The sequence below is a fragment of the Planococcus halocryophilus genome, from assembly GCF_001687585.2.
Taxonomy (GTDB): Bacteria; Bacillota; Bacilli; order Bacillales_A; family Planococcaceae; genus Planococcus; species Planococcus halocryophilus.
Genome location: NZ_CP016537.2, coordinates 2554974 through 2578380, shown reverse-complemented (window position 1 = coordinate 2578380; position 23407 = coordinate 2554974). Strand labels below are relative to the sequence as shown.

At 38.1% G+C, this 23407-nt stretch carries 20 protein-coding genes; 18 read left to right on the top strand and 2 right to left on the bottom strand.

Annotation, left to right across the window (positions count from 1 at the left end; translation table 11 throughout):
• The first annotated feature begins 6 nt into the window (after positions 1 to 6).
• The 18 genes from BBI08_RS12910 (at position 7) to BBI08_RS12825 (ending at position 21700) form a co-directional block, all read left to right on the top strand.
• Complete coding sequence (locus tag BBI08_RS12910) at positions 7 to 1179, top strand: DegT/DnrJ/EryC1/StrS family aminotransferase (protein WP_008497034.1); 1173 nt, start codon at positions 7 to 9, stop codon at positions 1177 to 1179.
• A complete protein-coding gene (rfbA, locus tag BBI08_RS12905; RefSeq protein WP_008497035.1) occupies positions 1176 to 2066 on the top strand; it encodes a glucose-1-phosphate thymidylyltransferase RfbA in 891 nt (296 codons plus the stop codon). The genes BBI08_RS12910 and rfbA overlap by 4 nt, the downstream gene beginning before the upstream one ends.
• Positions 2067 to 2078: 12 nt before the next feature.
• Entirely contained in the window at positions 2079 to 3095 is a 1017-nt protein-coding gene (rfbB, locus tag BBI08_RS12900) for a dTDP-glucose 4,6-dehydratase (protein ID WP_008497036.1), read from the top strand.
• A gap of 48 nt (positions 3096 to 3143) precedes the next feature.
• Positions 3144 to 5258 (top strand): protein kinase family protein, encoded by a 2115-nt coding sequence (locus BBI08_RS12895; RefSeq protein WP_008497037.1) that lies wholly within the window; start codon positions 3144 to 3146, stop codon positions 5256 to 5258.
• 21 nt (positions 5259 to 5279) lie between these two features.
• The gene (locus BBI08_RS12890; RefSeq protein WP_065528182.1) at positions 5280 to 6755 is read left to right on the top strand and encodes an MOP flippase family protein; all 1476 of its coding nucleotides are present in this window, start codon (positions 5280 to 5282) and stop codon (positions 6753 to 6755) included.
• Positions 6756 to 7017: 262 nt separating this feature from the next.
• On the top strand, positions 7018 to 7959 hold the full coding sequence (fcl, locus tag BBI08_RS12885; RefSeq protein ID WP_008497039.1) for a GDP-L-fucose synthase: 942 nt from the start codon (positions 7018 to 7020) through the stop codon (positions 7957 to 7959).
• A gap of 11 nt (positions 7960 to 7970) precedes the next feature.
• Positions 7971 to 9035 carry a GDP-mannose 4,6-dehydratase gene (gene gmd / locus BBI08_RS12880; RefSeq protein WP_008497040.1) on the top strand — a complete coding sequence of 355 codons (1065 nt, stop codon included), beginning with the start codon at positions 7971 to 7973 and terminating at the stop codon, positions 9033 to 9035.
• Between the two features lie 39 nt (positions 9036 to 9074).
• On the top strand, positions 9075 to 10046 hold the full coding sequence (locus BBI08_RS12875; RefSeq protein WP_065528181.1) for a glycosyltransferase family 2 protein: 972 nt from the start codon (positions 9075 to 9077) through the stop codon (positions 10044 to 10046).
• 57 nt (positions 10047 to 10103) lie between these two features.
• Positions 10104 to 11480 carry a hypothetical protein gene (locus tag BBI08_RS12870; RefSeq protein ID WP_065528180.1) on the top strand — a complete coding sequence of 459 codons (1377 nt, stop codon included), beginning with the start codon at positions 10104 to 10106 and terminating at the stop codon, positions 11478 to 11480.
• A gap of 59 nt (positions 11481 to 11539) precedes the next feature.
• Positions 11540 to 12649 (top strand): glycosyltransferase family 4 protein, encoded by a 1110-nt coding sequence (locus BBI08_RS12865; RefSeq protein ID WP_065528179.1) that lies wholly within the window; start codon positions 11540 to 11542, stop codon positions 12647 to 12649.
• A gap of 48 nt (positions 12650 to 12697) precedes the next feature.
• Positions 12698 to 13981, top strand: coding sequence for a glycosyltransferase family 4 protein (locus tag BBI08_RS12860; protein ID WP_065528178.1), 1284 nt, complete (start codon positions 12698 to 12700; stop codon positions 13979 to 13981).
• 461 nt (positions 13982 to 14442) lie between these two features.
• On the top strand, positions 14443 to 15828 hold the full coding sequence (locus BBI08_RS12855; protein ID WP_065528177.1) for a sugar phosphate nucleotidyltransferase: 1386 nt from the start codon (positions 14443 to 14445) through the stop codon (positions 15826 to 15828).
• Positions 15829 to 15890: 62 nt separating this feature from the next.
• Entirely contained in the window at positions 15891 to 16844 is a 954-nt protein-coding gene (gene manA, locus BBI08_RS12850; protein ID WP_065528176.1) for a mannose-6-phosphate isomerase, class I, read from the top strand.
• A gap of 267 nt (positions 16845 to 17111) precedes the next feature.
• The gene (galU, locus tag BBI08_RS12845) at positions 17112 to 17999 is read left to right on the top strand and encodes a UTP--glucose-1-phosphate uridylyltransferase GalU (RefSeq protein WP_008497050.1); all 888 of its coding nucleotides are present in this window, start codon (positions 17112 to 17114) and stop codon (positions 17997 to 17999) included.
• A 14-nt stretch (positions 18000 to 18013) separates the two neighbouring features.
• Complete coding sequence (locus BBI08_RS12840; protein WP_065528175.1) at positions 18014 to 19339, top strand: UDP-glucose dehydrogenase family protein; 1326 nt, start codon at positions 18014 to 18016, stop codon at positions 19337 to 19339.
• Positions 19340 to 19358: 19 nt separating this feature from the next.
• Complete coding sequence (locus BBI08_RS12835) at positions 19359 to 20072, top strand: sugar transferase (RefSeq protein ID WP_008497051.1); 714 nt, start codon at positions 19359 to 19361, stop codon at positions 20070 to 20072.
• 186 nt (positions 20073 to 20258) lie between these two features.
• On the top strand, positions 20259 to 20993 hold the full coding sequence (locus BBI08_RS12830; RefSeq protein ID WP_008497052.1) for a YveK family protein: 735 nt from the start codon (positions 20259 to 20261) through the stop codon (positions 20991 to 20993).
• Positions 20987 to 21700, top strand: coding sequence for a CpsD/CapB family tyrosine-protein kinase (locus BBI08_RS12825; RefSeq protein ID WP_065528174.1), 714 nt, complete (start codon positions 20987 to 20989; stop codon positions 21698 to 21700). The genes BBI08_RS12830 and BBI08_RS12825 overlap by 7 nt, the downstream gene beginning before the upstream one ends.
• A 76-nt stretch (positions 21701 to 21776) precedes the next feature.
• On the opposite strand, the gene BBI08_RS12820 is transcribed toward BBI08_RS12825, so the two are convergent.
• Positions 21777 to 22223 carry a GDYXXLXY domain-containing protein gene (locus BBI08_RS12820; RefSeq protein ID WP_040850601.1) on the bottom strand — a complete coding sequence of 149 codons (447 nt, stop codon included), beginning with the start codon at positions 22221 to 22223 and terminating at the stop codon, positions 21777 to 21779.
• On the bottom strand, positions 22220 to 23395 hold the full coding sequence (locus BBI08_RS12815; RefSeq protein ID WP_008497055.1) for a DUF2157 domain-containing protein: 1176 nt from the start codon (positions 23393 to 23395) through the stop codon (positions 22220 to 22222). Before BBI08_RS12815 ends, BBI08_RS12820 begins: the two co-directional genes overlap by 4 nt.
• Positions 23396 to 23407 lie beyond the last annotated feature (12 nt).

Sequence of the window (23407 nt, the reverse complement as noted above, 5' to 3'; positions counted from 1 at the left end):
AATAGAATGGCGAATGCTTTTGAACATCCGATTTATGTAACTAGACCGTTATTACCGAATATTGAGGCCGTTACGGAAAGAATGAAAACGGTATGGGACAGTCAACAACTAACAAACTTTGGTGCACAGCATGACGAATTGAGTAAAAAACTCAAAGCTTATTTGGAAGTAGATCATATTTCGATGTTTTCAAATGGCACACTTGCATTATTGTTAGGGTTAAAGGCTTTAGAACTGACAGGTGAAGTGATTACTACGCCATTTACATTTCCGGCAACTGTTCAAGCGCTAGATTGGAACAATCTGACGCCTGTGTTTTGCGATATAGATCCAGTTACTTTCAATATTGATGCCGAAAAAATTGAGGCATTAATCACTGAAAAAACGACTGCCATTTTAGGTGTTCATGTGTTTGGCAATCCGTGTGATGTTGAAAAAATCCAGGCAATTGCAGATAAATATCATCTCAAAGTCATTTATGATGGCGCTCATGCTTTTGGTGCAAAAGTGAACGGTGTCCCTATTAGTGGCTTTGGAGATATGACGATGTTCAGTTTTCATGCGACGAAATTATTTAATACGGTTGAAGGTGGCGCGCTAACTTATCATGACGCGGCGCTCGACAAACGTTTAGGCTTGTTGCGAAATTTCGGCATCGTTAACGCTGAAGAAGTGGCATTGTCTGGGTTGAACGCCAAAATGAATGAAGTTCAAGCAAGTGTTGGCCTGGAAGTTTTAAAAGTAGTAGAAGAAGAACGCAACAAGCGCCACAAGATAAAACGTACTTATGAAGAAAACTTAGCATCTGTTGAAGGAATTCGGGTGTTAACTACACTTGAAAACGAGTCTAGCAGCTATCAGTACTTCGTTATTGAAATCGATCAAGAGAAATTTGGTCAATCGAGAGATTTTGTCCATGAAGAACTTCAAAAATCCAATGTGTTCGCAAGAAAATATTTTTCTCCACTATGCAGTGATTTCACATGGTATAGCGGACTCGCATCTGCGCAGCCGGAAAACCTTCCACAAGCTCAAAAGGCTGTTAGAAAAGTATTAGCGATGCCGTATTACGGGGCGTTAACAATCGAATCAGTCGCTGAAATATGCGCCATAATCGAAGACATTCACATCAAAGAAAAGAATCTATTTCATTTAGTAGAAATGAGGGAGTTAGGATGAAAGGGATTATATTAGCTGGAGGAACGGGGACACGGTTGTATCCGTTAACGAAGTCAATTTCGAAACAAATGCTGCCTGTATACGATAAGCCAATGATCTACTATCCGCTATCTGTTTTAATGCTTGCAGGTGTTAAAGAAATTCTAATCATTTCAACACCACGAGACATTTCTGGATTTTTAAGTTTACTAGGAAATGGCCAAAAACTCGGTATCAAGCTGGAATATGCGATTCAAGAAGAACCAAATGGATTGGCTGAAGCCTTTACGATTGGGGAGAGTTTTATTGGAGACTCTCCTGTTGCCCTTATATTAGGGGACAATGTTTTTTACGGCTCGGATTTTGGTAGCCGACTAACAGAGTCAGCTGAACTAACAAAAGGCAGCATTATTTTCGGATGTCATGTCGCAGATCCGAGAGCTTATGGAGTGGTTGAAGTGGATGATGAGTTAAATATTGTATCTATAGAAGAAAAACCAGAAAAACCAAAATCTTCCTATGCGATTCCTGGGCTTTATTTCTTTGACAATCAAGTTGTTGAAATCGCCAAACAAGTAACGCCTTCAGAACGTGGCGAAAAAGAAATTACTTCTATTATCAATGAATATTTAAAACGGGGAGAATTGCAGGTCAACATTATGGGCCGCGGACTTGCGTGGCTTGATACAGGTACACATGAAGCTTTGTTAGAAGCTTCAAATTTTGTAGAAGCGATTCAAAAAAGACAAGGTTTATATGTAGCATGTCTTGAAGAAATAGCTTTCCGGAAAGGCTATATTAGTCAGTCAGATTTGATCGACTTGGCGCAGTCTTTAAAGAAAACGGAATACGGCAAGTACTTATTGGATATTGCTTGTGAGAGATCACTTTCACCGAATAAATCGTAGAGGAGCGCACCTATGGAAAATATACTCGTCACCGGCGGAGCGGGATTTATCGGAGGGAACTTTGTCCAATACATGACCGCTAATTATCCTGATTACCATATTTATAACTTAGATTTACTGACATATGCAGGAGATCTAACAAAACATCAAGCGATCGAAAAAGATGTCAATTATAGTTTTGTTCATATCGATATCGCGGATCGTCAAGCTGTTGAAGCATTATTTAAAAAAGTCGACTTTACGTATATCGTTCATTTTGCGGCTGAAAGTCATGTTGACCGTTCTATAGCAGAGCCGGAAATTTTTATCCGGACCAATGTGCTTGGAACGCAAGTATTACTCGAAGCTGCAAAACGAGCAAACATCAAAAAATTTGTCCACGTTTCTACAGATGAAGTATACGGAGAGCTGGATTTTGATCCTACTACTTTTTTTACTGAAGAAACACCGCTTCAACCTAGTAGTCCCTATAGTGCTAGTAAAGCATCATCGGATTTATTGGTAAGAGCGTATTACGAAACTTACGGCTTACCGGTCAATATTACGCGTTGTTCTAATAATTATGGCCCTTACCATTTTCCAGAGAAGTTAATTCCGTTAACGATTTCACGTGTGTTGAATGATCAGAAAGTACCGGTTTATGGCGACGGCAAAAATGTGCGAGATTGGTTGCATGTACAAGATCATTGTTCGGCAATCGATTTGGTCATGCATAGCGGAGAAATTGGAGAAGTTTATAATATTGGCGGACATAATGAACAAAAAAATCTCGATGTTGTAAAAACGATTATCCACGCTTTAGGAAAATCAGAAGATTTAATCGAATTTGTCGAAGATCGTCGTGGTCATGACAAACGGTATGCGATTGACCCGACAAAAATTGAACGATTAGGTTGGCGGCCCGTTTATGATTTTGAAACAGGTATTGCACAAACGGTCGAATGGTTTTTAGAGAACAATGAATGGTGGGAACAAATTATCAGTGGCGAATACCAACAATATTTTGACAGGCAATATGCGCGCAAATAACGATCTGTGCCTAGCCTGATTTGCCGGTGGACAAGGGGGAATGGAATAATGGCAATTCAGCCGACAATTAGTGAATTTATAAAAACTGCGTATCCAACAAAACAATCAGTAAAAATACTGGAATACAATGCTGAAACGAGTAGCTTGAAAAGACAACTTGCCGATGAAGGGTATGAAAATTATTTAGGAATATGCACACAAAATCCTGGAGAGAAGCGAAATCCAGATTTTTATTATGCTGATGAAAAAACACTTACCTATAAAAATAATGCAGAAGTACTGGTGATTAACAAAGCTGATTTTCTGGATTTGAAAAATGCTTTCCATTCTTCTGCAAATATCATTCTTTTTATTCCAGCGAAAATGATTGATCGTGCAAGCTTTTTACCACTTTGGGCGTATAAATTAGCCAGGAAGAAAAAATGGGATTTCCGCTTTGAAAATTTCACGGATCGTTTAGGAGATACGCGAACTAGCATCGTCTTTAAGCGAAATCATCAAAAAGAAAAACAAGCGCGACAATATTTGTCTCCTGAACTTGGACTCGAGAATTTCTTTGAAATTCTTAACAAACGCCAGCTAGATTACGTTATTTTACGTTGGTTTGACGAATTGCCATTTTTAGAGTTGGACGAGGATGTGGATTTATTAATTGCTGACGAACATATTGAAAAGGTTAGAGACTTATTAAACGAAAAAGTAGGGATTTTACCTTTTGATATTTACAGTGTGGGCGGACTGATGGGAAGTAATTTCAAGAACATTGCTTATTATCCTCCATACATTGGAGAAACCATATTGGACCAACGCCGGCTGTGGAACAATAAGTATTTCGTACCGTCAGCTGACCATCATATGCTTAGTTTGATGTATCACGCAGTTTATCATAAAGGCGAAAAATCAGGGATTCCTGCAAAATCGGGTGGCTTAGTCCAACAAATTCCACAAGATCATGATTATCCAGGGATTTTAAAGCGTTTAGCAAATGAAACGGGACATCAACTTGATGAAATCAGCTTAGAATATTTCCATCATTTTCTTGAGGAGAAAGGCTGGGCGCCTTCAACAGATACAATTCGTAAATTGATTGGGGTAAGTGGCAAGTGGCTCGAATCGATTATTAAGTCGAGTGAGCACAATTTCGAAAAAGACGGCGAATTGATGGTATTTGTCGTAAGAGAATGGGCAGACGAGCGTCAATTGACTGATAAAATTATTGATTGGTTTGAACGTAACGGGCTATGTCTTATTCGAGCAATTACACTCGATGAAGAACAAAAAAGAAACGCGACTCAAAACTTGAGAGGTGGGAATTGGGGGCAAGGACCATGGCCAGTAAGTGGCGGAAAGCCGTCCACCTTACTGGTCATGTATGATTATCACCCCAAACCACTACCTGCAAAAATGAAGAAAAAGTATCCACATGTGTCGAACCAACATTATTTGTTAAAAGAACTACTGCGTTCGGACATTAACTTTGCTTTATCAAAAGAGCAACGTGCCAACCCTCTTCATAGTGCGGACGATGAAATTGAAGCTTTGGATTATATTGCTGCAGTCGCTCCGGATCTTTTGCTAGAAGTTAAAGACATCGTTATGTCTTGGGACAAAGCTTACCGGACAGAAGAAAAGATAATTGCTGATGTCTCAGAGAAGAAACGGCGTGCCAAAGTGGAAATTATCGAATATCAAGGGCGTAAAGCTGTGAAAAAAACGTATAAAGCGGGCAAAGAGCGGTTTTTGGAACGCGAAAAATTTGTTTACGGTGAATTGAGCAAGGAATGTGAATTTATTCCGAAGCTAATTAGCAGCGGAGAAAATTATATTATTGTTCCTTATTTAAAAACAAACCCGTTAACTGAAAGCTGGCATATCAAAAAACAAATTTTAAAACGAAAACATAAACAAGAAATTTTTAAGATTAACGAGTTTTTCTACAACAAAGGCTATGCGCTAATTGATTTCCATCCCGGAAATATACTGCTGACCTCTGAAGGGTTAAGGTTGATTGATTTCGAGTTTTTGTATCAATACGAGCAACTACCACCAAGTGTTAATGATTCGTTTGATCTTAACGGATTCCCAGAAGATTTTGCAGAAGACCGTCCTTATGGGATTTTTCCGAAGCAACGGCGGAATATGTGGAGAAAAATTCTATATTAAACCGGATTAGAGGAATGGCCAATGGCATCTTTAAAAAGCAAAGCAGTAACTAGTGTCAAACTTACTTCCATATCGATGCTCGTGACGAGTGTTCTCCAAATCGCTCAGTTACTGATATTGGGTAGAGTGTTGGGGCCGGAAATTTTTGGTCTAATAGCTATGGTGCAAATTGTTATTCAATTTTCGCAACTATTTTTGGAAATGGGGATAACAGATGCCATTATTCAAAAAGAAAAAATCAGCAAAATTGAGCTATCTAGTTTGTACTGGTTTTCTATTTTTGTCGGATTCGTCTTGTTCCTAATCTTATTCATACTGGCTCCAGTCATTGCGTTGATGTTTAATGAACCGAGCTTAACCGGCATGATACAAGTCGTTGGAATTAGCTTTATCATCTTGCCGTTCGGTTTGCAATTTCAAACACTTGCTACAAAAAAATTGGAATTTTCACAAATTACTAAAAATGAAATTTTGGCGACAACAATTGGCGTCTTGTTAACAGTTTACTTAGCAGCTTTTACAGCTCTGGGTGCCTGGTCACTCGTTTACGGACATATTGTGATGTCGTTATTTAGGAGTGTTCCGTGGGTTATAGCTGGTTATCAGGATGCGGAAACTCGACCACAACTGGTCTTTTCGTGGAAGGCGATTAAAGGTTTTGTCAGCTTTGGTTTGTATCGTCTAGGTTCCACAAGTATCAATTATTTCACCACTAAAATTGATCAAATGGTTGTAGGAGTTATGTTAGGTCCTGTCGCGCTTGGTTATTACAGCATGGCCATGAATCTTATTATGCAGCCAGTCCAAAAGTTGAATTCTATGATTAACCGAGTTGCATTTCCTGTATTTTCAAAAATTCAATTGGATAAACGAAAGTTGAGAAAAACTTATTTGCTAATCACAACTATGTTAACAAGCTTTAATGCACCGTTATTGGCAGGGGTTATTGTTCTTGCGCCATACGCAGTTCCACTTCTGCTAGGAGAAGATTGGGAAAGGAGTATTCTCATTATTCAAATCCTTTGCTTGTACGGATTGTTTAAAGCGTTGGGAAATCCAAGTGGTAGCTTATTTATCGCTGTTGGCAAAGTAAGGTGGAGCTTTTACTGGCAATTGTTTCAGCTAGCGATTATTCCAGTTGTCGTATTTCTAGCAGGACTATCGGGTGAAATTTTTGTGGTGGCGATTGCGGTTGGTTTGCTTAAAATGCTGTTGTTTTATGTCAGTTATTTTGTGCGGATCCGTCAAATTATCGGAGATAGCTTGCGTGAATTAAATTTATCAATAGTTAAGCCGGTAGTTCATTCTTTTATCATGATGGCACTTTTGTATTTGCTGAATTCCCGATTAACAGAAGTTGGAGCAGTTGGAATCATCATTACTGACGCGATTACTGGTGGACTAATTTATGGTGTGTTGATGGTATTAAATCAACGTGAGTTAATAGTTGAGGTAAAAGGATTTTTTCGAAAAAAAACGTTAGTGAAACAAGGGTAAACATGGTTTGAAAGAAATGTCTTGTACATTTGCTCTGTACAAAATTAAAATTAATTGCACAAAACATTAAATAGTCTAAATAATCTGTAATATTTAGACTATTGTATGTTAGAATAAGAAAATAAGTTTGATTAGTAAGTATAAAGTCTTGGGTAAAAGGTCGTTTTTTAACCGAAATTGATTTTTTAAAAAAACGAGCATGAAATAAACGTTAACTTCTATCGGATTATATAAGGCAATAGCTAAAAAAGGTGGGGTATTTATGAACTTGGAATCGAAAATTTACGTAGCGGGACATCGAGGTCTTGTCGGATCGGCAATTGTACGAAACCTACAAGAAAAGGGCTATCATAATCTTGTGTTTCGGACCAGTAAAGAACTGGATCTGACAAACTCCAATCAAGTCGATTCTTTTTTTCAAGAACAACGACCAGACTACGTATTTTTAGCAGCAGCAAAAGTTGGGGGAATTGCTGCAAATAACGACTACCCAGCAGAATTCATCCGAGACAATTTGATGATTCAAACAAATGTCATTGATGCTGCTCATCGGAATAGAGTAAAAAAACTACTGTTTCTCGGCAGTACATGTATTTATCCGAGACTAGCAGAACAGCCGATGAGAGAAGATTCCTTATTGACCGGAGAACTTGAGCCGACAAATGAGCCATACGCTATTGCTAAAATAGCGGGCATTAAAATGTGCCAATCTTATAATCGTCAATATGGCACGAACTTTATATCAATTATGCCTACAAACCTATTTGGCCCGAATGACAATTTCGACTTAACAAGTTCACATGTTCTACCGGCGCTTATTCGGAAATTTCATGAAGCAAAAGTTTCTCAGGCTGAGACTGTTGAAGTTTGGGGCACGGGAACGCCAAAACGGGAATTTCTTTACTCTGATGATTTGGCAGATGCAGCCATATACTTGATGAATACTTACAACGGAAACGATTTGGTCAATATCGGTGTTGGCAAAGATATTTCGATTAAAGAGCTGGCTGAAAAAGTGGGGAAAACAGTTGGCTATGAGGGTGAAATCGTCTTTAATACATCGAAACCTGATGGTACGCCGCGTAAGTTAGTGGATGTTAGTCGATTAAAGAGTCTTGGGTGGGAAGCGAAAATTCCGCTAGATGATGGATTAAAAATGGCTTATGACTGGTTTTTAGAACAGACAGAGAAAGTACGATTATAAGGGGGATCATTATGAAAAAGGCATTGATTACTGGAGTAAACGGTCAAGACGGTTCGTTTCTATCGGATTTCTTATTAGAAAAAGGTTACGAAGTACATGGCATCATTCGGAGAAGTTCAAGTTTCAATACAGGACGCATTGAGCACTTATATATTGAAGAGTTAAAGTCGAGTGAAAATTTTTATATACATTATGGGGATATGACAGATACTTCTAATATCATTCGACTAATCAGTGAAATTAAACCAGATGAAATTTATAACTTAGCAGCTATGTCTCATGTGAAAGTATCGTTTGAGACACCTGAATATACAGCAGATGTTGATGGAATCGGCACTTTGCGTATTTTAGAAGCGGTTCGTATTCTCGGTTTAGAGAAAAAGACGCGCATTTATCAAGCTTCTACTTCGGAACTATACGGGAAAGTACAAGAAGTTCCACAACGAGAAACAACGCCGTTTTATCCGCGTTCGCCATATGGAGTGGCGAAATTATATGGCTATTGGATTACAAAAAACTACCGGGAATCTTATGATATGTTCGCGGTCAACGGCATTCTTTTTAACCACGAATCCGAACGACGTGGAGAAACGTTTGTCACGCGTAAAATCACTATGGCTGTTGCGCGTATCTCTAACGGCAAACAAGACAAATTGTTACTTGGAAACCTTGATGCTAGACGAGACTGGGGTTATGCCAAAGACTACGTAGAATGTATGTGGCTTATTTTGCAACACGATACGCCAGAAGATTTTGTCATCGCAACCGGCGAAATGCACACTGTGCGTGAATTTGCGACACTCGCATTTAAACATGCAGGAATCGAAATAGAGTGGCAAGGAGAAGGAATTGATGAAAAAGGCTTTGATGTTAATACTGGGGAAATTGTAGTTGAAGTAAATCCGGAATATTTCCGTTTAGCTGAGGTTGAACAATTACTGGGCGACCCTGCAAAAGCGAAAAAGCTACTTGGATGGAATCCGACGGCGACTTCTTTTGAAGAACTTGTGGAAATTATGGTGACGCATGACTGTAATTTAGTGAAACAAGAAAAGAGTGCAATCAGCGAATACTAAATAGAGCGGTTTCCTTAACGGGTGGAGGGATAAAGTGCAATGGTGACCTTAAATGACAAAGTCAGTGTTATTATTCCAACGTTCAATCGTTCGGAACTGCTGAAAAAAGCTGTGGGAAGTTTAGAAAAGCAAAGTCATCAAAACTTGGAAATCATCATTATTGATGATTTTTCAACTGATGATACGGAAGCTGTTGTGGCAGAAATGACAGATGACCGAATTATCTACTTGAAACATGAGGTGAACAAAGGCGGATCGGAAGCAAGGAATACCGGGTTAAGAAAGGCTACTGGGAATTTCATCGGATTTTTAGATTCAGATGATCAGTGGCTGCCAGAAAAAATCGAAATGCAGTTAGAGAAATTTAATGACGAGCCAGATGTCGGAGTAGTTTATACAGGGGTGCAAGTAGTTGATGAAAACAATCAGCCTACTCGTAAAATCATTCCGGAATATCGCGGAGATATTTTGTCCAAGTTGCTTGAGTTTAACTATATCGATACGACTTCTTCTGTACTAGTTAGAAAAGAAGTATTAGATCAAATAGAGGGCTTTGATGCCAAGTTGCCCAGTTGTCAAGATTGGGATTTGTATATCAGACTGGCGCAGGTGACAAAATTCGATTTTGTCAAAGAAAGCATGGTGTTATTTTATCATCATAGCGGGGAACGAATTACGACCAATAAAACTTCCGTGCTCAACGGGCATTTAAGCATTTTCGAGAAGTATAAAGAACTAGCTATGCAACAGCGGAAGTCTACTTTTCATCGTTTTACTTTAACCATTTGGAAAGTTGTTTTCCGGACGGGTATTATCGGTCAAAACAAAGAAGTTGTGCAGTTGTCTAGAAAAATACTGATAGAAGGATTTAAAAATGACCGAGTGTCATTGAATTTTCTATTCTATTACCTTTCCACTTTCTTGCATATGAAAATTTTAACTTACCTATATAGGCGATCAAAAAAAAAAAATAAAGAATCCCAGTTGTTCTCTGCAGATGCACCTTCCTAGCAGAGTGGAAGGTAGTGGGGTGTCGAAAAAGAGAATTATAAATAAAGGAATGAGATTATGGAAAAGCATATGAAAGCCGATGATCGATTTGAAAATGTCTTGTTTATCATCGTCAATTTAATAACTGGGATTTCAGTGATCTATTACTTGCTGCAAATAGGTCAGGCTTTCAATGCTGATGATCCATGGAACTTGTTCATTTTAATTCTATTTTCCTTCAAGTTATTAATGGATATATACATTTTTAAGGTGGGATTTTCTTCTTTTTCACTTGTGCTTTTATTTTTGCCGATTATTAGCATATTAGGCTATGCACCGATTGGAGAAGTGCAGCCCTTATTTAATGATCGCACCCATCTAATTGAACGGCATTTTTATATATTGGCCTTCAGTGCACTTTTTTTCTACTATGCTTGGTCGATATTGCTGTGGATAACTAATAAGACGTATGGCAATTACGATGCTAAAATGTTGGCGTATTTTTCCGGGACAGTCCATAGTTTGTTAGCGACTTGGCTGTTCAGTATTTTAGCTGTAGTTTCTGCAATCATCTATTTGCCGGATCTACCTGGAGGGGCGTATAACGAACTTTCACCAAGTTTATTGCCCGGGAATGCATGGAACTCTGTTGTTGTTATTTCGTACTTCTTTGTGTTGATGGGCGTTAAAGGGAGTGGGGTACGAAAATTCGCTATTTTGTTTGTCCCTTTTTGGTTATTGTCACATTATGCTCGAGTCGATATTTTAGGTTTGCTGTTGATTTTATATCTATTATTAACGGCCACTAAAAAATTAGATGTGATTAAATCGGGCTTTTCATTTAAAAAAGCAGCGTTAATTGCAGGGGGATTATTACTTTTTTCTTATTTGGGATTGGTGAGGCATTCAGGACTGATTTTTGATGTGCAAGCAATTCTGGATTCTGTAGCAATTTTGGTCAACTACCCAACTGTTCAAGATCTTGTTTATTCCACAGCTGCTGCAATTGAAGTAACGCATACGTATGGTAATTTTTATACAATTATCGATTATATTCCGCAGCTGATTCCTTCTTTTCTTGGAATTGAAGCGAAGAGCCCAGAAGCTGCCCATCTTGTCGCTTCACTCATTCACACGAACTACGGATTGTTTGTTTACGGAGAATTTTACTTGAACTTTGGAGTTCTGGGGCTAGTGGTTGCGCCATTTGCTACATATGTCATTATTTTCACACCTACTGTAATTCTAAAAAAACTCTTTGGTAATTTCGGAAGGGCATTAGGGTATTACTGGATTGTTTTAACTGTTGCGCGAGTATTCTGGTACGGCTTTATTTATTACATCAAGCCGCTAGTCATTATCCTTCCTGTTTTTATTATCATCTACCTTATTGTTTCTTCGTTCGAAAAAGATTTAGTGGATAAGCGTGAATTGAATTCTACTGATCCGCATTAAAAAAAGTCAGATTGTGCCACTGGGCAAGTTGATGTCATTTATAGGAGAGGTGCTTTAACATGACTGAGACAAAAAAAGGGGATTTGATATTTGTTGGGCCTTTGCCTCCTCCGATACTAGGAGAAAGCATCGCTCTTCAATCCTTGTATAATTCAGAAAAACTTCACCAACAATATAATGTGAAAAAAATTAATTTAAGCAAGAAAGATTTTGAACATCCTGGTGCGCTTTCTTTTGATAAATTGCTGCATGATTCAGTAGCTATTTTTTACGCTGGCTTTTTATCACTGCGTATGAAGAAACCGATTTTGTATATTTCCATTTCGCAAACTAAAATGGGGTTGTTACGTGATTGTGTGATGATCCAAGCTTGCAAAGTTCTCGGGCGTGGTAAAGTGGTAAGTCATTTACATGGTAATAACTTAGGTGGCACGATTGACGCTACTTCTGGAATTACACGGAAATTCATCATTTATTCATTGCAAAAAATTGATGTTGGAATTGTATTAGGTGAAAAGCTAACGCCAAATTACCGCGGTCATGTCAAACATGTGGAAGTGGTATCCAACGGCATTCCTGCAGACTTTATATTGAAAAACGAAGTGGGTCAAGGGAAGAAAAAAGGAACGGTATCTCTTTTGTATTTGAGTAATCTCATGTTTGAAAAAGGCTATATTGAATTGATTAAAGCCACAACTGCGTTAATTCAAGAAGGGCATAATTTACGCTTAGATTTGGTTGGTGGAATTCAAAATGAAGATGAATTCCAAGAAATCAAGCATTATATTGCGGAGAATGATGTAGATCACTTGATACAATATCATGGGTTAAAGCAAGGGGAAGAGAAAAAACGTTTTTTCCTTGAGTCAGATATGATGGCGTTACCGACCAAATATAAAGTAGAAGGTCAACCCATGTCTATTATCGAAGGGATGGCGGCAGGATTGCCGATTATTTCTTCGGACCGAGGGATTATTGCAGAGTTGATCAAAGATTGTGGTGTGGTTATCGAACCAACGGTAGAAGGAGTAAAAGCTGCGATAAAAGAGTTGGTGACAAATGACGCAGAACGTATGCGCCTTGGCAGAATGAGTCGGGATACGTTTGAAGAATTTTATACGGAAGATAAATACACCGATCGGTTGGTGTCTATTTTTGATGAACTTTAAGTGAAGGCAACGAGTTTGTTGCGTGCTTTTAAGGAAAGGAAGGGTCATATGATACGCAAAAGAAAAATAACCTTTGTTATTAATTACTTCTATCCGGATCTCGCAGCAACAAGCCAATTGATGACCGAACTAACAAAGTATCTCCAACATGACTTCACAATTACAGTTATTGCGGCACAACCGGGATATGCAGGAGAAAATCATGAAAGTAAAAAGCTCTTTGAAGAAGGGTACGTAGAAAATATTAAAGTGGTTCGGATCAAGCTGCCCGAAGTAAACAAAAACTCGAAAATCAGCCGAATCAAATACATCTCTTCTTATTTCTTATTAGCAAACATTGCGTTGCTCAAGGAAAAAGGGACAGATGTTATTTTTACGATTTCTCAACCACCCGTATTGGGCGGATTGATCGGAACCATCGGCAAACTACTGAAACGGTCGCGACATGTTTATAGCATTCATGATTTTAATCCTGAACAGGCACAAGCAGTAGCATATACCAACAACCAAACCGTCTTTAAAATTGCTAAAGCAATCGACAAACTAAATTGCAGTTATGCGGATCAAGTATTGGTTGTCGGGGAAGACATGGCAGAAACGTTAAGGGGTCGTTTTGAAGGCGGAAAAGTACCAAATCATACGGTCATCAGTAATTGGACAGATGAAGACGCCATTGTGCCTCTTGAGAAAACCGAGCCTAAAATCCGTGAGTTTTTAGAAATGCACGGGTTACAAGATAAATTTATCGTTATGTATTCAGGGAATCTTGGGTTGTATTATGATTTAGAAAACTTAATACGAGTGTCGAAAGAATTTGTCGATCAGCCAGATATTGTCTTCTTGTTTATCGGAGAAGGTGCCATTAAACAACGGATACAAACATATGCGTTAGAAAATAAGTTGAAGAACGTTAAATTTTTACCTTATCAACCAAAAGAATTTCTCAAGTATTCCTTAAATGCAGCTGACCTTCATTTGGTTGTTAACCAAAAGGGGATTAAAGGTGTTTCAGTACCAAGTAAAATTTATGGTGTTATGGCCGCTGGCAAACCAGTTCTTGGAGTTCTAGAACAAGGGAGCGAAGTGCAGCGCTTAATTTTTGAAAGTGGAGCGGGTGTGGTTATTGAACCTCAAAATTACCAAGGAGTAACTCACGCGATTAATTACTTGAGGAGTCTAGACGGAGACGAACTGAAAGCAATGGGCTTGAAAGGACGTTCTTATCTCGAAAAAAACTTAACAAGAGATACTTCTATCAATAAATACCGCCATGTTTTACAGACAGTGTCAGATCATTCACAGCCAGGTGCAACTCGGCCTATTGAACAATAAGAGAAAGTAATTCATAAAAATAAATAAACTAAACATAAACCAGATCTGCGAAATCTATTGATTTCGCAGATCTGGTTTTTTATGTCTATATTCTCTCCTACTAAATGGAAAATAAGAGTTGATAATAGCTAAGCATCTAATTGATTTTTAAAAAATGTATTAAATTTCTAAAAAAAAGAAAAATAAAATAATTCATAAACCTTGATATAACAATGTTCGGGACACTCAATGGGTAAATATATCTGATATTTCTAATAAATTAGAAAATTAGATTGAAATATTAGGTATTTATATATATAATGAGTTAATACCATTACAGATTAACTAGATTAACTAGTCTCTTAGTTTGTATTTAAGATAAAAATTACCTATAAATCATTTTTTAAGCATAATTACTGGGTCTTAGTAACTATCATAACTATCGCTCAATTAGAAGCGTATAGCGAGGAGGAGGACGTAATATGAGATTAGTATTATTGTCAGGAGGGTCAGGGAAACGCCTATGGCCACTTTCAAATGACGCACGATCAAAACAGTTTCTTAAAGTTTTAAGTGATGAGGATGGCAATAAAGTATCGATGGTTCAACGGGTATGGAAGCAAATTGAAGAAATAGGGATGGCTGATAATTCTATAATTGCAACTAGTAGTTCTCAAGTAGATATGATCAAAACGCAATTGGGACAAGATGTACATGTCGTTACTGAACCAGAAAGAAGAGATACATTCCCGGCGATTGCTCTTGCAGCTGTTTATCTTTATTCCGTTCAAAAATGCAGTATAGATGAAGTTGTGGGGATGTTACCGGTAGATCCTTACGTAGAAAATCGCTTTTTCAATCGTGTTCAAGATTTGGAAGAAGCTTTACTATCTTCTGGAGCAGATTTGGCGTTAATGGGAGTAAAACCTACGTATCCTTCGGCAAAATACGGTTATATTATTCCGAAGAACAAAACTGAAAATTCTTATTTAACGGTTGACTACTTTAAAGAAAAGCCAACAGAAGAACAAGCGGAAGAATTAATTGAACAAAATGCACTTTGGAACTGCGGTGTTTTTGCTTTTAAATTAGGCTATATAATTGACTTGCTTAAAGACAGAGGAATGCCTATTGAATATTCTCAATTGTTGAGAAATTATCATAAACTTCCTAAAAACAGTTTTGATTACGAAGTGGTTGAACGCACTAATCATATCGTATCGTTACCTTATGATGGTTATTGGAAAGATTTAGGGACATGGAACACGCTAACAGATGAAATGGCAGTTCAAGTGACGGGTAAAGGCGTAATCGGTAAGGGAGTACAAAATTCTCATATTGTAAACGAACTCGATATTCCGATTACTTTGCTTGGCTTGGATAATGTAGTAGTAGCGGCCAGTCCAGATGGAATTTTGGTAACAGATAAAGATGCTAGCACAAAAGTAAAAGAGTATGTGGAAGGTTTTAATAGCCGGCCAATGTACGAAGAGCGTAGGTGGGGGTGGTATCGTGTTCTGGAATATACACGATACGCTGAAGGCAATGAAGTACTCATTAAACGATTGGGTATAACTGCAGGAAAAAACCTTAGTTACCAAATGCATTATAAACGGAGTGAAATATGGACCATTGTTAAAGGTGAGGGTATTTTCGTTTTTAATGATCAATTAAGCCATGTCCGAACAGGTGATGTGATTCATATCCCGTTGGGTGCGAAACACACTTTAAAAGCAACAACCGATATGGAGATTATTGAAGTGCAAACAGGTAGTGAATTAATCGAAGAAGATATTTTCCGCACTTCAAATGAATGGGAAGTAATTGAAGAAATTTGCAAAGTGAAACTGACTGCTCGCTACGGATGATGTGTGTGAAAGAATTGGCACAAGAGTAACGACTTGTCATTTCTATGATGGGAGGAAGTCTCATGTATAAGGAACCCGTTTTTTTAAAACCAGTATTCCAAGAACGAATTTGGGGTGGCGGTAAGCTGCAAGAGCTTTTTAATTACGATATTCCATCGCAGACGACTGGTGAAGCGTGGGTTATATCTGCTCACGAAAATGGACCTTCTATTGTCATGAATGGGGAATTAGAAGGAAAAAACTTATCGGAAGTTTGGCGGAACTATCCTCAGTTATTTGGTTGTGACATAACGGATAGAGAATTTCCGCTACTAGTAAAAATACTTGATGCACACGATCAATTGTCTGTTCAAGTACATCCGGACGATCATTACGCCGATGAATCTATTCATAAGCCGTGTGGGAAAACGGAATGTTGGTACATTTTAGATTGTGAAGAAGATGCTGAAATCATCATTGGTCACCAGGCCCAATCAAGAGAAGAATTTCAACAACTAGTTGGCCGTGGTGAATGGAGTAAGTTATTTCAAAGTCTGAAAGTAAAAAAAGGGGATTTTGTTTACGTTCCAAGTGGGACGGTACACTCTATTGGAAAAGGCATTGTGATTTTAGAAACACAACAAAGTTCCGATATTACATTCCGGCTTTATGATTACGACCGAGTTGATCATGAAGGTAAAAAACGTGAACTGCATTTAGAACAAGCGATGGCAGTAATGACTTGTCCGCACAAACAAGTTGTGCAAGATAACTTGAAAGAGAGCATGAATAATCTGGAGTCGACTCGTTTAATTGAAGGTGAATACTTTACGGTTTATCACTGGAAGCTTGGCGGGAGAGCTGAAGTGCCTTTAACAACTGGATTTTTATTAGTCAGCGTAATTAATGGAACGGGTCAAATTGTCACGAAAGAAAGTGTATCGACTGTGAAAAAAGGCGATAATTTCATCGTGCCAGCAACAATCGGTGATTATTTTATTGACGGAGATCTTGAGATGATTGTTTCTCATACTTAAAACCGTTATAAATTATCAGAATATTTAAAAATGAAATAATGAATATTTGAGAGTATAATGATTATTTTCATAGGTATATAAAACTATTTATAAAAAATTAACCGAAAATTTAGTATAAATAAACTTCTTTCAAAGGACTATCGATGTTACAATGGGGAAATATTTAACGAGCTATATGCAAACATGTTTCTAAAATGGCGCGTTTGGTACCCATTCCAATATCAAAAAGTATTGTTTAGAAAAATCGAAAGGCGGGTGGGTACTATAATGAAAAAAGTCACAAAGGCAATCATTCCAGCAGCAGGTCTAGGTACTCGATTTCTTCCAGTAACAAAAGCGATGCCCAAAGAAATGTTACCAATCGTCGATAAACCGACAATTCAATACATTGTAGAAGAAGCGATCGCTTCTGGTATTGAAGATATCATTATTGTCACCGGCAAAGGCAAACGTGCTATTGAAGATCATTTTGATAAGAATTTTGAGTTAGAAGACAATTTATTTAAAAAAGGTAAATTTGAACTTCTTGAAAAAGTTCAACACACCTCTAATGTGGAAATCCATTATATTCGTCAAAAAGAACCAAAAGGTTTAGGGCATGCGGTTTGGAGTGCACGTAAGTTTATCGGAAATGAACCTTTCGCGGTGTTATTAGGGGATGACATTGTAAAAGCTGAAAAACCTTGCTTAAAGCAATTAATCGATCAATACGACAAAATGCAATCATCTATTATTGGGGTTCAGCAGGTTCCTGATAACGAAACTCACCGATACGGCATTATCGATCCAAGCGCAGTGGATGGGCGTTGTTATGAGGTTAGTAACTTTGTAGAAAAACCAAAGCCAGGAACTGCTCCTTCGAACTTGGCGATTATGGGACGTTACATTTTAGAACCTGAAATATTTGAATTTTTAGGCAATCAAAGTGCGGGTGCAGGAGGAGAAATCCAACTTACAGACGCCATTCAAAAGCTTAACGAAGTTCAAAATGTCTTTGCCTATGATTTTGAAGGCAAACGTTATGACGTAGGTGAGATGCTTGGGTTCTTGCGGACAACTATTGAGTTCGCGTTAGATAGCCCAGAGTTCGGACAAGATATAGAAAACATCATTAACGAATTGATGGCTGGAAAATCAGCTACACCACTATTTTAGTCGGGGGTATCGGTATGGAAATAGCTGTAGTCGGAACTGGATATGTTGGATTGGTCACCGGTGTGAGTTTGTCTGAAATTGGTCATCACGTTGTTTGTATCGATCTTAATAAAGACAAAGTAGAAAAAATGCGAAAAGGGATATCGCCTATTTATGAACCTGGGTTAAGTGAATTAATGATAAAAAATATTAATGCGCAGCGTTTGAGTTTTACAAGTGATCATCGAAAGGGGCTTCAACAGGCAGATGTCATTTACATTGCTGTAGGAACTCCAGAAAACGCAGATGGTTCGGCTGAATTATCTTTTGTCATCGAAGCGGCAGAAAACATTGTCGCCTGTATAGAGCGCGATGTCATTGTTGTAACAAAAAGTACTGTTCCTGTTGGCACAAATGACATGATTAAAGACATTATTCAATCTCAATTAACAAGCGACTTAAAAGTTGAAGTCGTTTCAAATCCTGAGTTTTTAAAAGAAGGATCGGCCATCCATGACTCATTTCATGGGGATCGTATTGTCATTGGAGCAGATAGTGAATATGCCTTTAATGTTATTGAAAAAATAAATCAACCGTTTAACGTCCCTATTTTCAAAACCGACATTAAAAGTGCTGAAATGATTAAGTACGCATCAAATGCATTTTTAGCAACTAAAATCAGCTTCATCAATGAAATATCCAATATTTGTGAATTATTAGGCGCTAATATTGAAAATGTCTCAACAGGTATGGGACTGGACCAAAGAATTGGCAGTCAATTTCTAAAAGCCGGAATTGGGTATGGAGGCTCGTGTTTTCCGAAAGACACAAAAGCTCTTATCCAAATTGCGGGTAATGTCGCTTACGAGTTTGAATTGCTGAAAGGTGTCGTTAATGTCAATAAAAAACAGCAAGGGCTAATCATACGAAAGTTAACCGACTGTATTCCTGATATTTCAGGTAAGAAAATTGCTGTGCTAGGACTATCTTTTAAGCCTAATACAGATGACTTACGCGAATCCGCTTCTATTTTGGTGACTGAAGAATTGATCAAGCAAGGAGCAGAGGTAGTGGCTTATGATCCAATTGCGATGGATAATGCAAAAACTGTTCTAAACTCAAGTATTCAGTATGCTGATTCCATAGAAGAGGCAATCGAAAATAGCGATGCAGCGTTAATCTTAACGGATTGGGATGAAATTAAAAATGTAGATTTAACCGTATTTAATAAAATGAAAAATCCGCTTGTTATTGATGGGCGAAATTGCTTCTTAGTAAAAGACATGGAAACACATGGGATAGAATATCGTTCAATCGGTAGACCGGCTGCAGTCAAAAAAAATGAAGTAACTCCTATTTGATAAGTAACAGGAATTTATGATGAAAGTGGTGATTCAAATGTCAGTATCCGCTCCTGAAAAAGAAAAGATGAATGTGAAAACAAGATACAGCGAATTGGTATTTGAAAGCGTAAAAACAAATACCAGCAATGGTTATTTGTATACAAAACGCTTTCTAGATATTATCGGTTCATTAGTAGGGCTGATTATGTTGATTCCCGTATTTCTGATTATCAGTCTGTTAATTAAAATGGAAGATCCTAAGGGACCAGTATTCTTTAAACAAAAAAGAGTTGGTAAGCATGGCAGAACTTTTGATATGTATAAATTTAGATCCATGGTCTGTAACGCAGAAGATTTAAAAGCTGCTTTGCAGCAACAGAATGAGGCATCGGGACCAGTTTTCAAAATCAAGTCCGATCCGAGAATTACGAAAATCGGGAAATTTATTAGAAAAACAAGTATCGATGAACTTCCTCAGTTGGTTAATGTGCTAAGTGGAGATATGACAATCGTAGGTCCACGACCGGCTTTACCGGATGAAGTCGCACAATACACAAATTATGAAAAACAGCGTATTAGTGTAACTCCTGGTTTAACTTGTTTTTGGCAAGTTAATGGTAGAAGCAATATAAGCTTTAAAGAGTGGGTCGAAATGGATTTAGAGTACATCCGCAAGCGCTCGACGGCATTAGATATTAAGTTAATCTGCAAGACAATTCTAGTGTTGTTCGGATCAAAAGATGCGTATTGATGACAGCCAATGAGTAGATTTTCTGAGTGAAGGCAAGCAACCTACAAATTGATGCTGTCACATATTGCTCATAAATTCGAACTGGGGGGACATCGGGGAATGACCTTGATGTCCTGTCGTTGTTTTTAAAAGTAATGAATATCCATATGATTTTAAGGTTTTTTGAATGAAGGGAGGTTTGGCGAAATGATAGAAACCATCAGCTTACGTGAAATTTACGGCATATTAAAAAATAAGATTCGCTTAATACTGGCTATTACCATTGCAATTATGATGATTACAGCCTTGATATCGTATTACTTAATCACCCCGATTTATCAAACATCCACTCAAATACTTATTAGTCAAAAGCAAAGCGAAACAATTATCGACTCTCAAAGCATCGATATCGATTTGCAATTAGTCGGTACATATAGCGAGATTATAAAAAGTCCAATTATATTGGATCAAGTAGTTAGTCAATTGGAGTTGGATATGTCTTATCAAGAAATCAAGGGAAAAGTAAATGTTGAATTTGCAGAGAATTCACAGCTGCTCAATATATTCGTAACCGATCCTGACCCTGCCGTAGCTGTCGGAATTGCGAACAAAGTTGCAGAAGTGTTTGAAACGGAAATAACGGAATTGATTAATATTGATAATGTTTCAATTTTGTCACCGGCTGTTGTCCTAGAAAATCAGACACCTGTGTCGCCAAATCCTCCATTAAATATTTTGCTAAGTGCAATTGTCGGTCTTGTAATTGGAGCAACTATTGCTATGATATTACGTTATTTAGACACGACAATCAGAGTAGAAGAAGATGTAACAGATCTTTTGGGACTACCTGTTCTTGGAGCAATCTCGCCAATGAATGATGAAGAAGACATTCCGGTTAACGAACCGATTGCTTTTAAACGCAGGGAGGAACAAGAATGGTAAAGAAAAAAAACAAGCCTGAAGTAAAGAATAGAAAATTAATCGCATTTACCAATCCAAGATCACGTGTTTCAGAACAGTTTCGAACCTTGCGAACAAATATCCATTTTACTGTTCCGGATGGAAAAGTTCGTTCATTAGTTGTGACTTCGGCATCTCACTCGGAAGGTAAATCAACGACCTCATCGAATTTGGCGATTGTTTTTGCACAAGAAGGCAAACGTGTGTTATTGATTGATGCAGATATGAGAAAGCCGACAATGCATCAAACTTTTAAAATTAGCAATTCAAAGGGATTATCTAATGTGTTGGTTCGTCGAGTGTCTTTAAAGATGGCGATTCAAGCTAGTGGAATTGAAAATTTAGATCTTCTGCCTTCAGGACCAATTCCTCCAAATCCGGCAGAGTTACTGAGTTCTTCTAATATGGACCTCCTTTTTGAAAATGCTTTGGATACGTACGATATGTTGATTTTTGATAGTCCGCCGGTTCTTTCGGTTACAGACAGTGTTATTTTAGCCAATAAATGTGAAGGCACTATTTTAGTATTGAATTCAGGGAAGACAGAAAGGGCACATGCGCTTAAAGCAAAAGAGGCCATTACTGCAGCGACAAAAACGCGATTGCTTGGTATAGTCCTTAACAACGTTCAAGTGGATAAGGACTTAAATTATGCTCAGTATTATGCTGAATCTCAATTTGAAAAATAATTAGATCCGCTGTGTTTATTGCTGAAATAATATAGAAAAAAGTTCAATCAGATTTCTGATTGAACTTTTTTGTGGTTTATTCTTTTCGTTCTTCGAGCGAGATTGGGCGTATAGTTCCCCAACTTGACACGTCTATCGTCACTTGCAGGTCACGTACTTCTTCGAGTTGAGATCCTTGGCCTTGTTCTACGTAAAACTGCTCTAATTGGGGTGCTGTGACGCGATTGTCATACACATAGCCCTCAATAGCGCCAAAGAACGGATCAGTCTCAACGCGGTCAAGAATGGCATAACCATCTTCCTCAGTTTTTAACGTGAAGTAAATGGAACTGTCATCGGTGGTAGAAGGAGACTTCAAGTCTGGATATTGTAACATGACATACTCCCCATAAAAAGGATCGAACGGATCGAAAGGTTCTGCTCTTAATATATATTGTTCGCCGAACCACGAGGCCGCATAATAGCTTACGAGTAGTATCACAACAAATACGGTTTGAATAATCGGAAAGAGCCAGGCTTTCATGGCTTCACACCTTCTTTCCTACGATTAATCCACCAGGCTGCTCCTGATAGCAGAAACAATAGTATAGCGCCGATAAGGAAGAAGAGAGACATGTCGAGACGTTCCCAAGCGTAAATAATGTAAATCACAAATTGGACAACGATAAAATAAACAAAGCCTAATCCCAGCTTTTCATTTTGCCGCTGCGCGATAATTAAATAAGCAAGCCCGCTTAGCTCAGCAATAACTGCAAGTCCAATGGCTGTTTCGTCAAAAAGGAGCAATCCAATGACCCCAGGAATTGCTATCCACATGAGAGCGCGGAATTTGAAATAACTGATGAGGAGCACGCCAACTGCCACTATGGATAATGCGATTGCTTCAGCCCAATGGCTTTCATCTATTATACTGATAAATGTTTGGCCGCGAATTGCTAAATATACGATAAGTAATAATCCCGCTGTAATTAAATAAAGCGGTCGAATCATTTGCTGTTTATTTTCAGGAGCAATAAAAAGAAGTAAGACAAGCGCGAACAAAGTCCAGATTGGCCAAAGAACACTGTCGTAATCTACTAGTCCCCATAACATAAAGCCAGAAGCGAATAATAGTATCCAACTAAATGCAGTAGATGCAAAATTTTTGCTGAAATAAAACCAGCCAAATGTAACGGCGATAAAAATACCCCATTCTACCCAACCGATATTAGGTAAGAACGACATTAAAACAGATCCACCAAAGAAAAATCCGATGAGTGAATAGATGAGATGCCGCCAGTAAAAATAATGAGCAAGCGCTGCTATAAACATAGCCCATGGCAAAACGGAGTTCGCGAGTGGAAAATGGAAAGTCTGAGCAGCTGTCAGTAAAGTTGCACCAAACATTGCAAGACCGATAACCCTGAATAAGAGTGGATAGCCAAAATTTTTCTTTTCGGAAAAATAAGCGATGATGTAAAACAGCCACATTAATGACAGCATAAGCAATACTTTTGCTATATCCGGTATTGACTGCCAATTGGCTGCGATAAAGCTAAACACAGCAAGCGCAAAGAAAATCAAACCGATCATCAAAAGCAAAGGTAGCTTTTTAGGAGCCGGCTGATGCTTTTCAAACGCTAAAATACGTTCAGCCGTGTCTTGATCTATTAGTTCAGCCTGCTGCCACTGTTTCAGTTTTGTCTCCGTATCCATTGTCACTCCTCC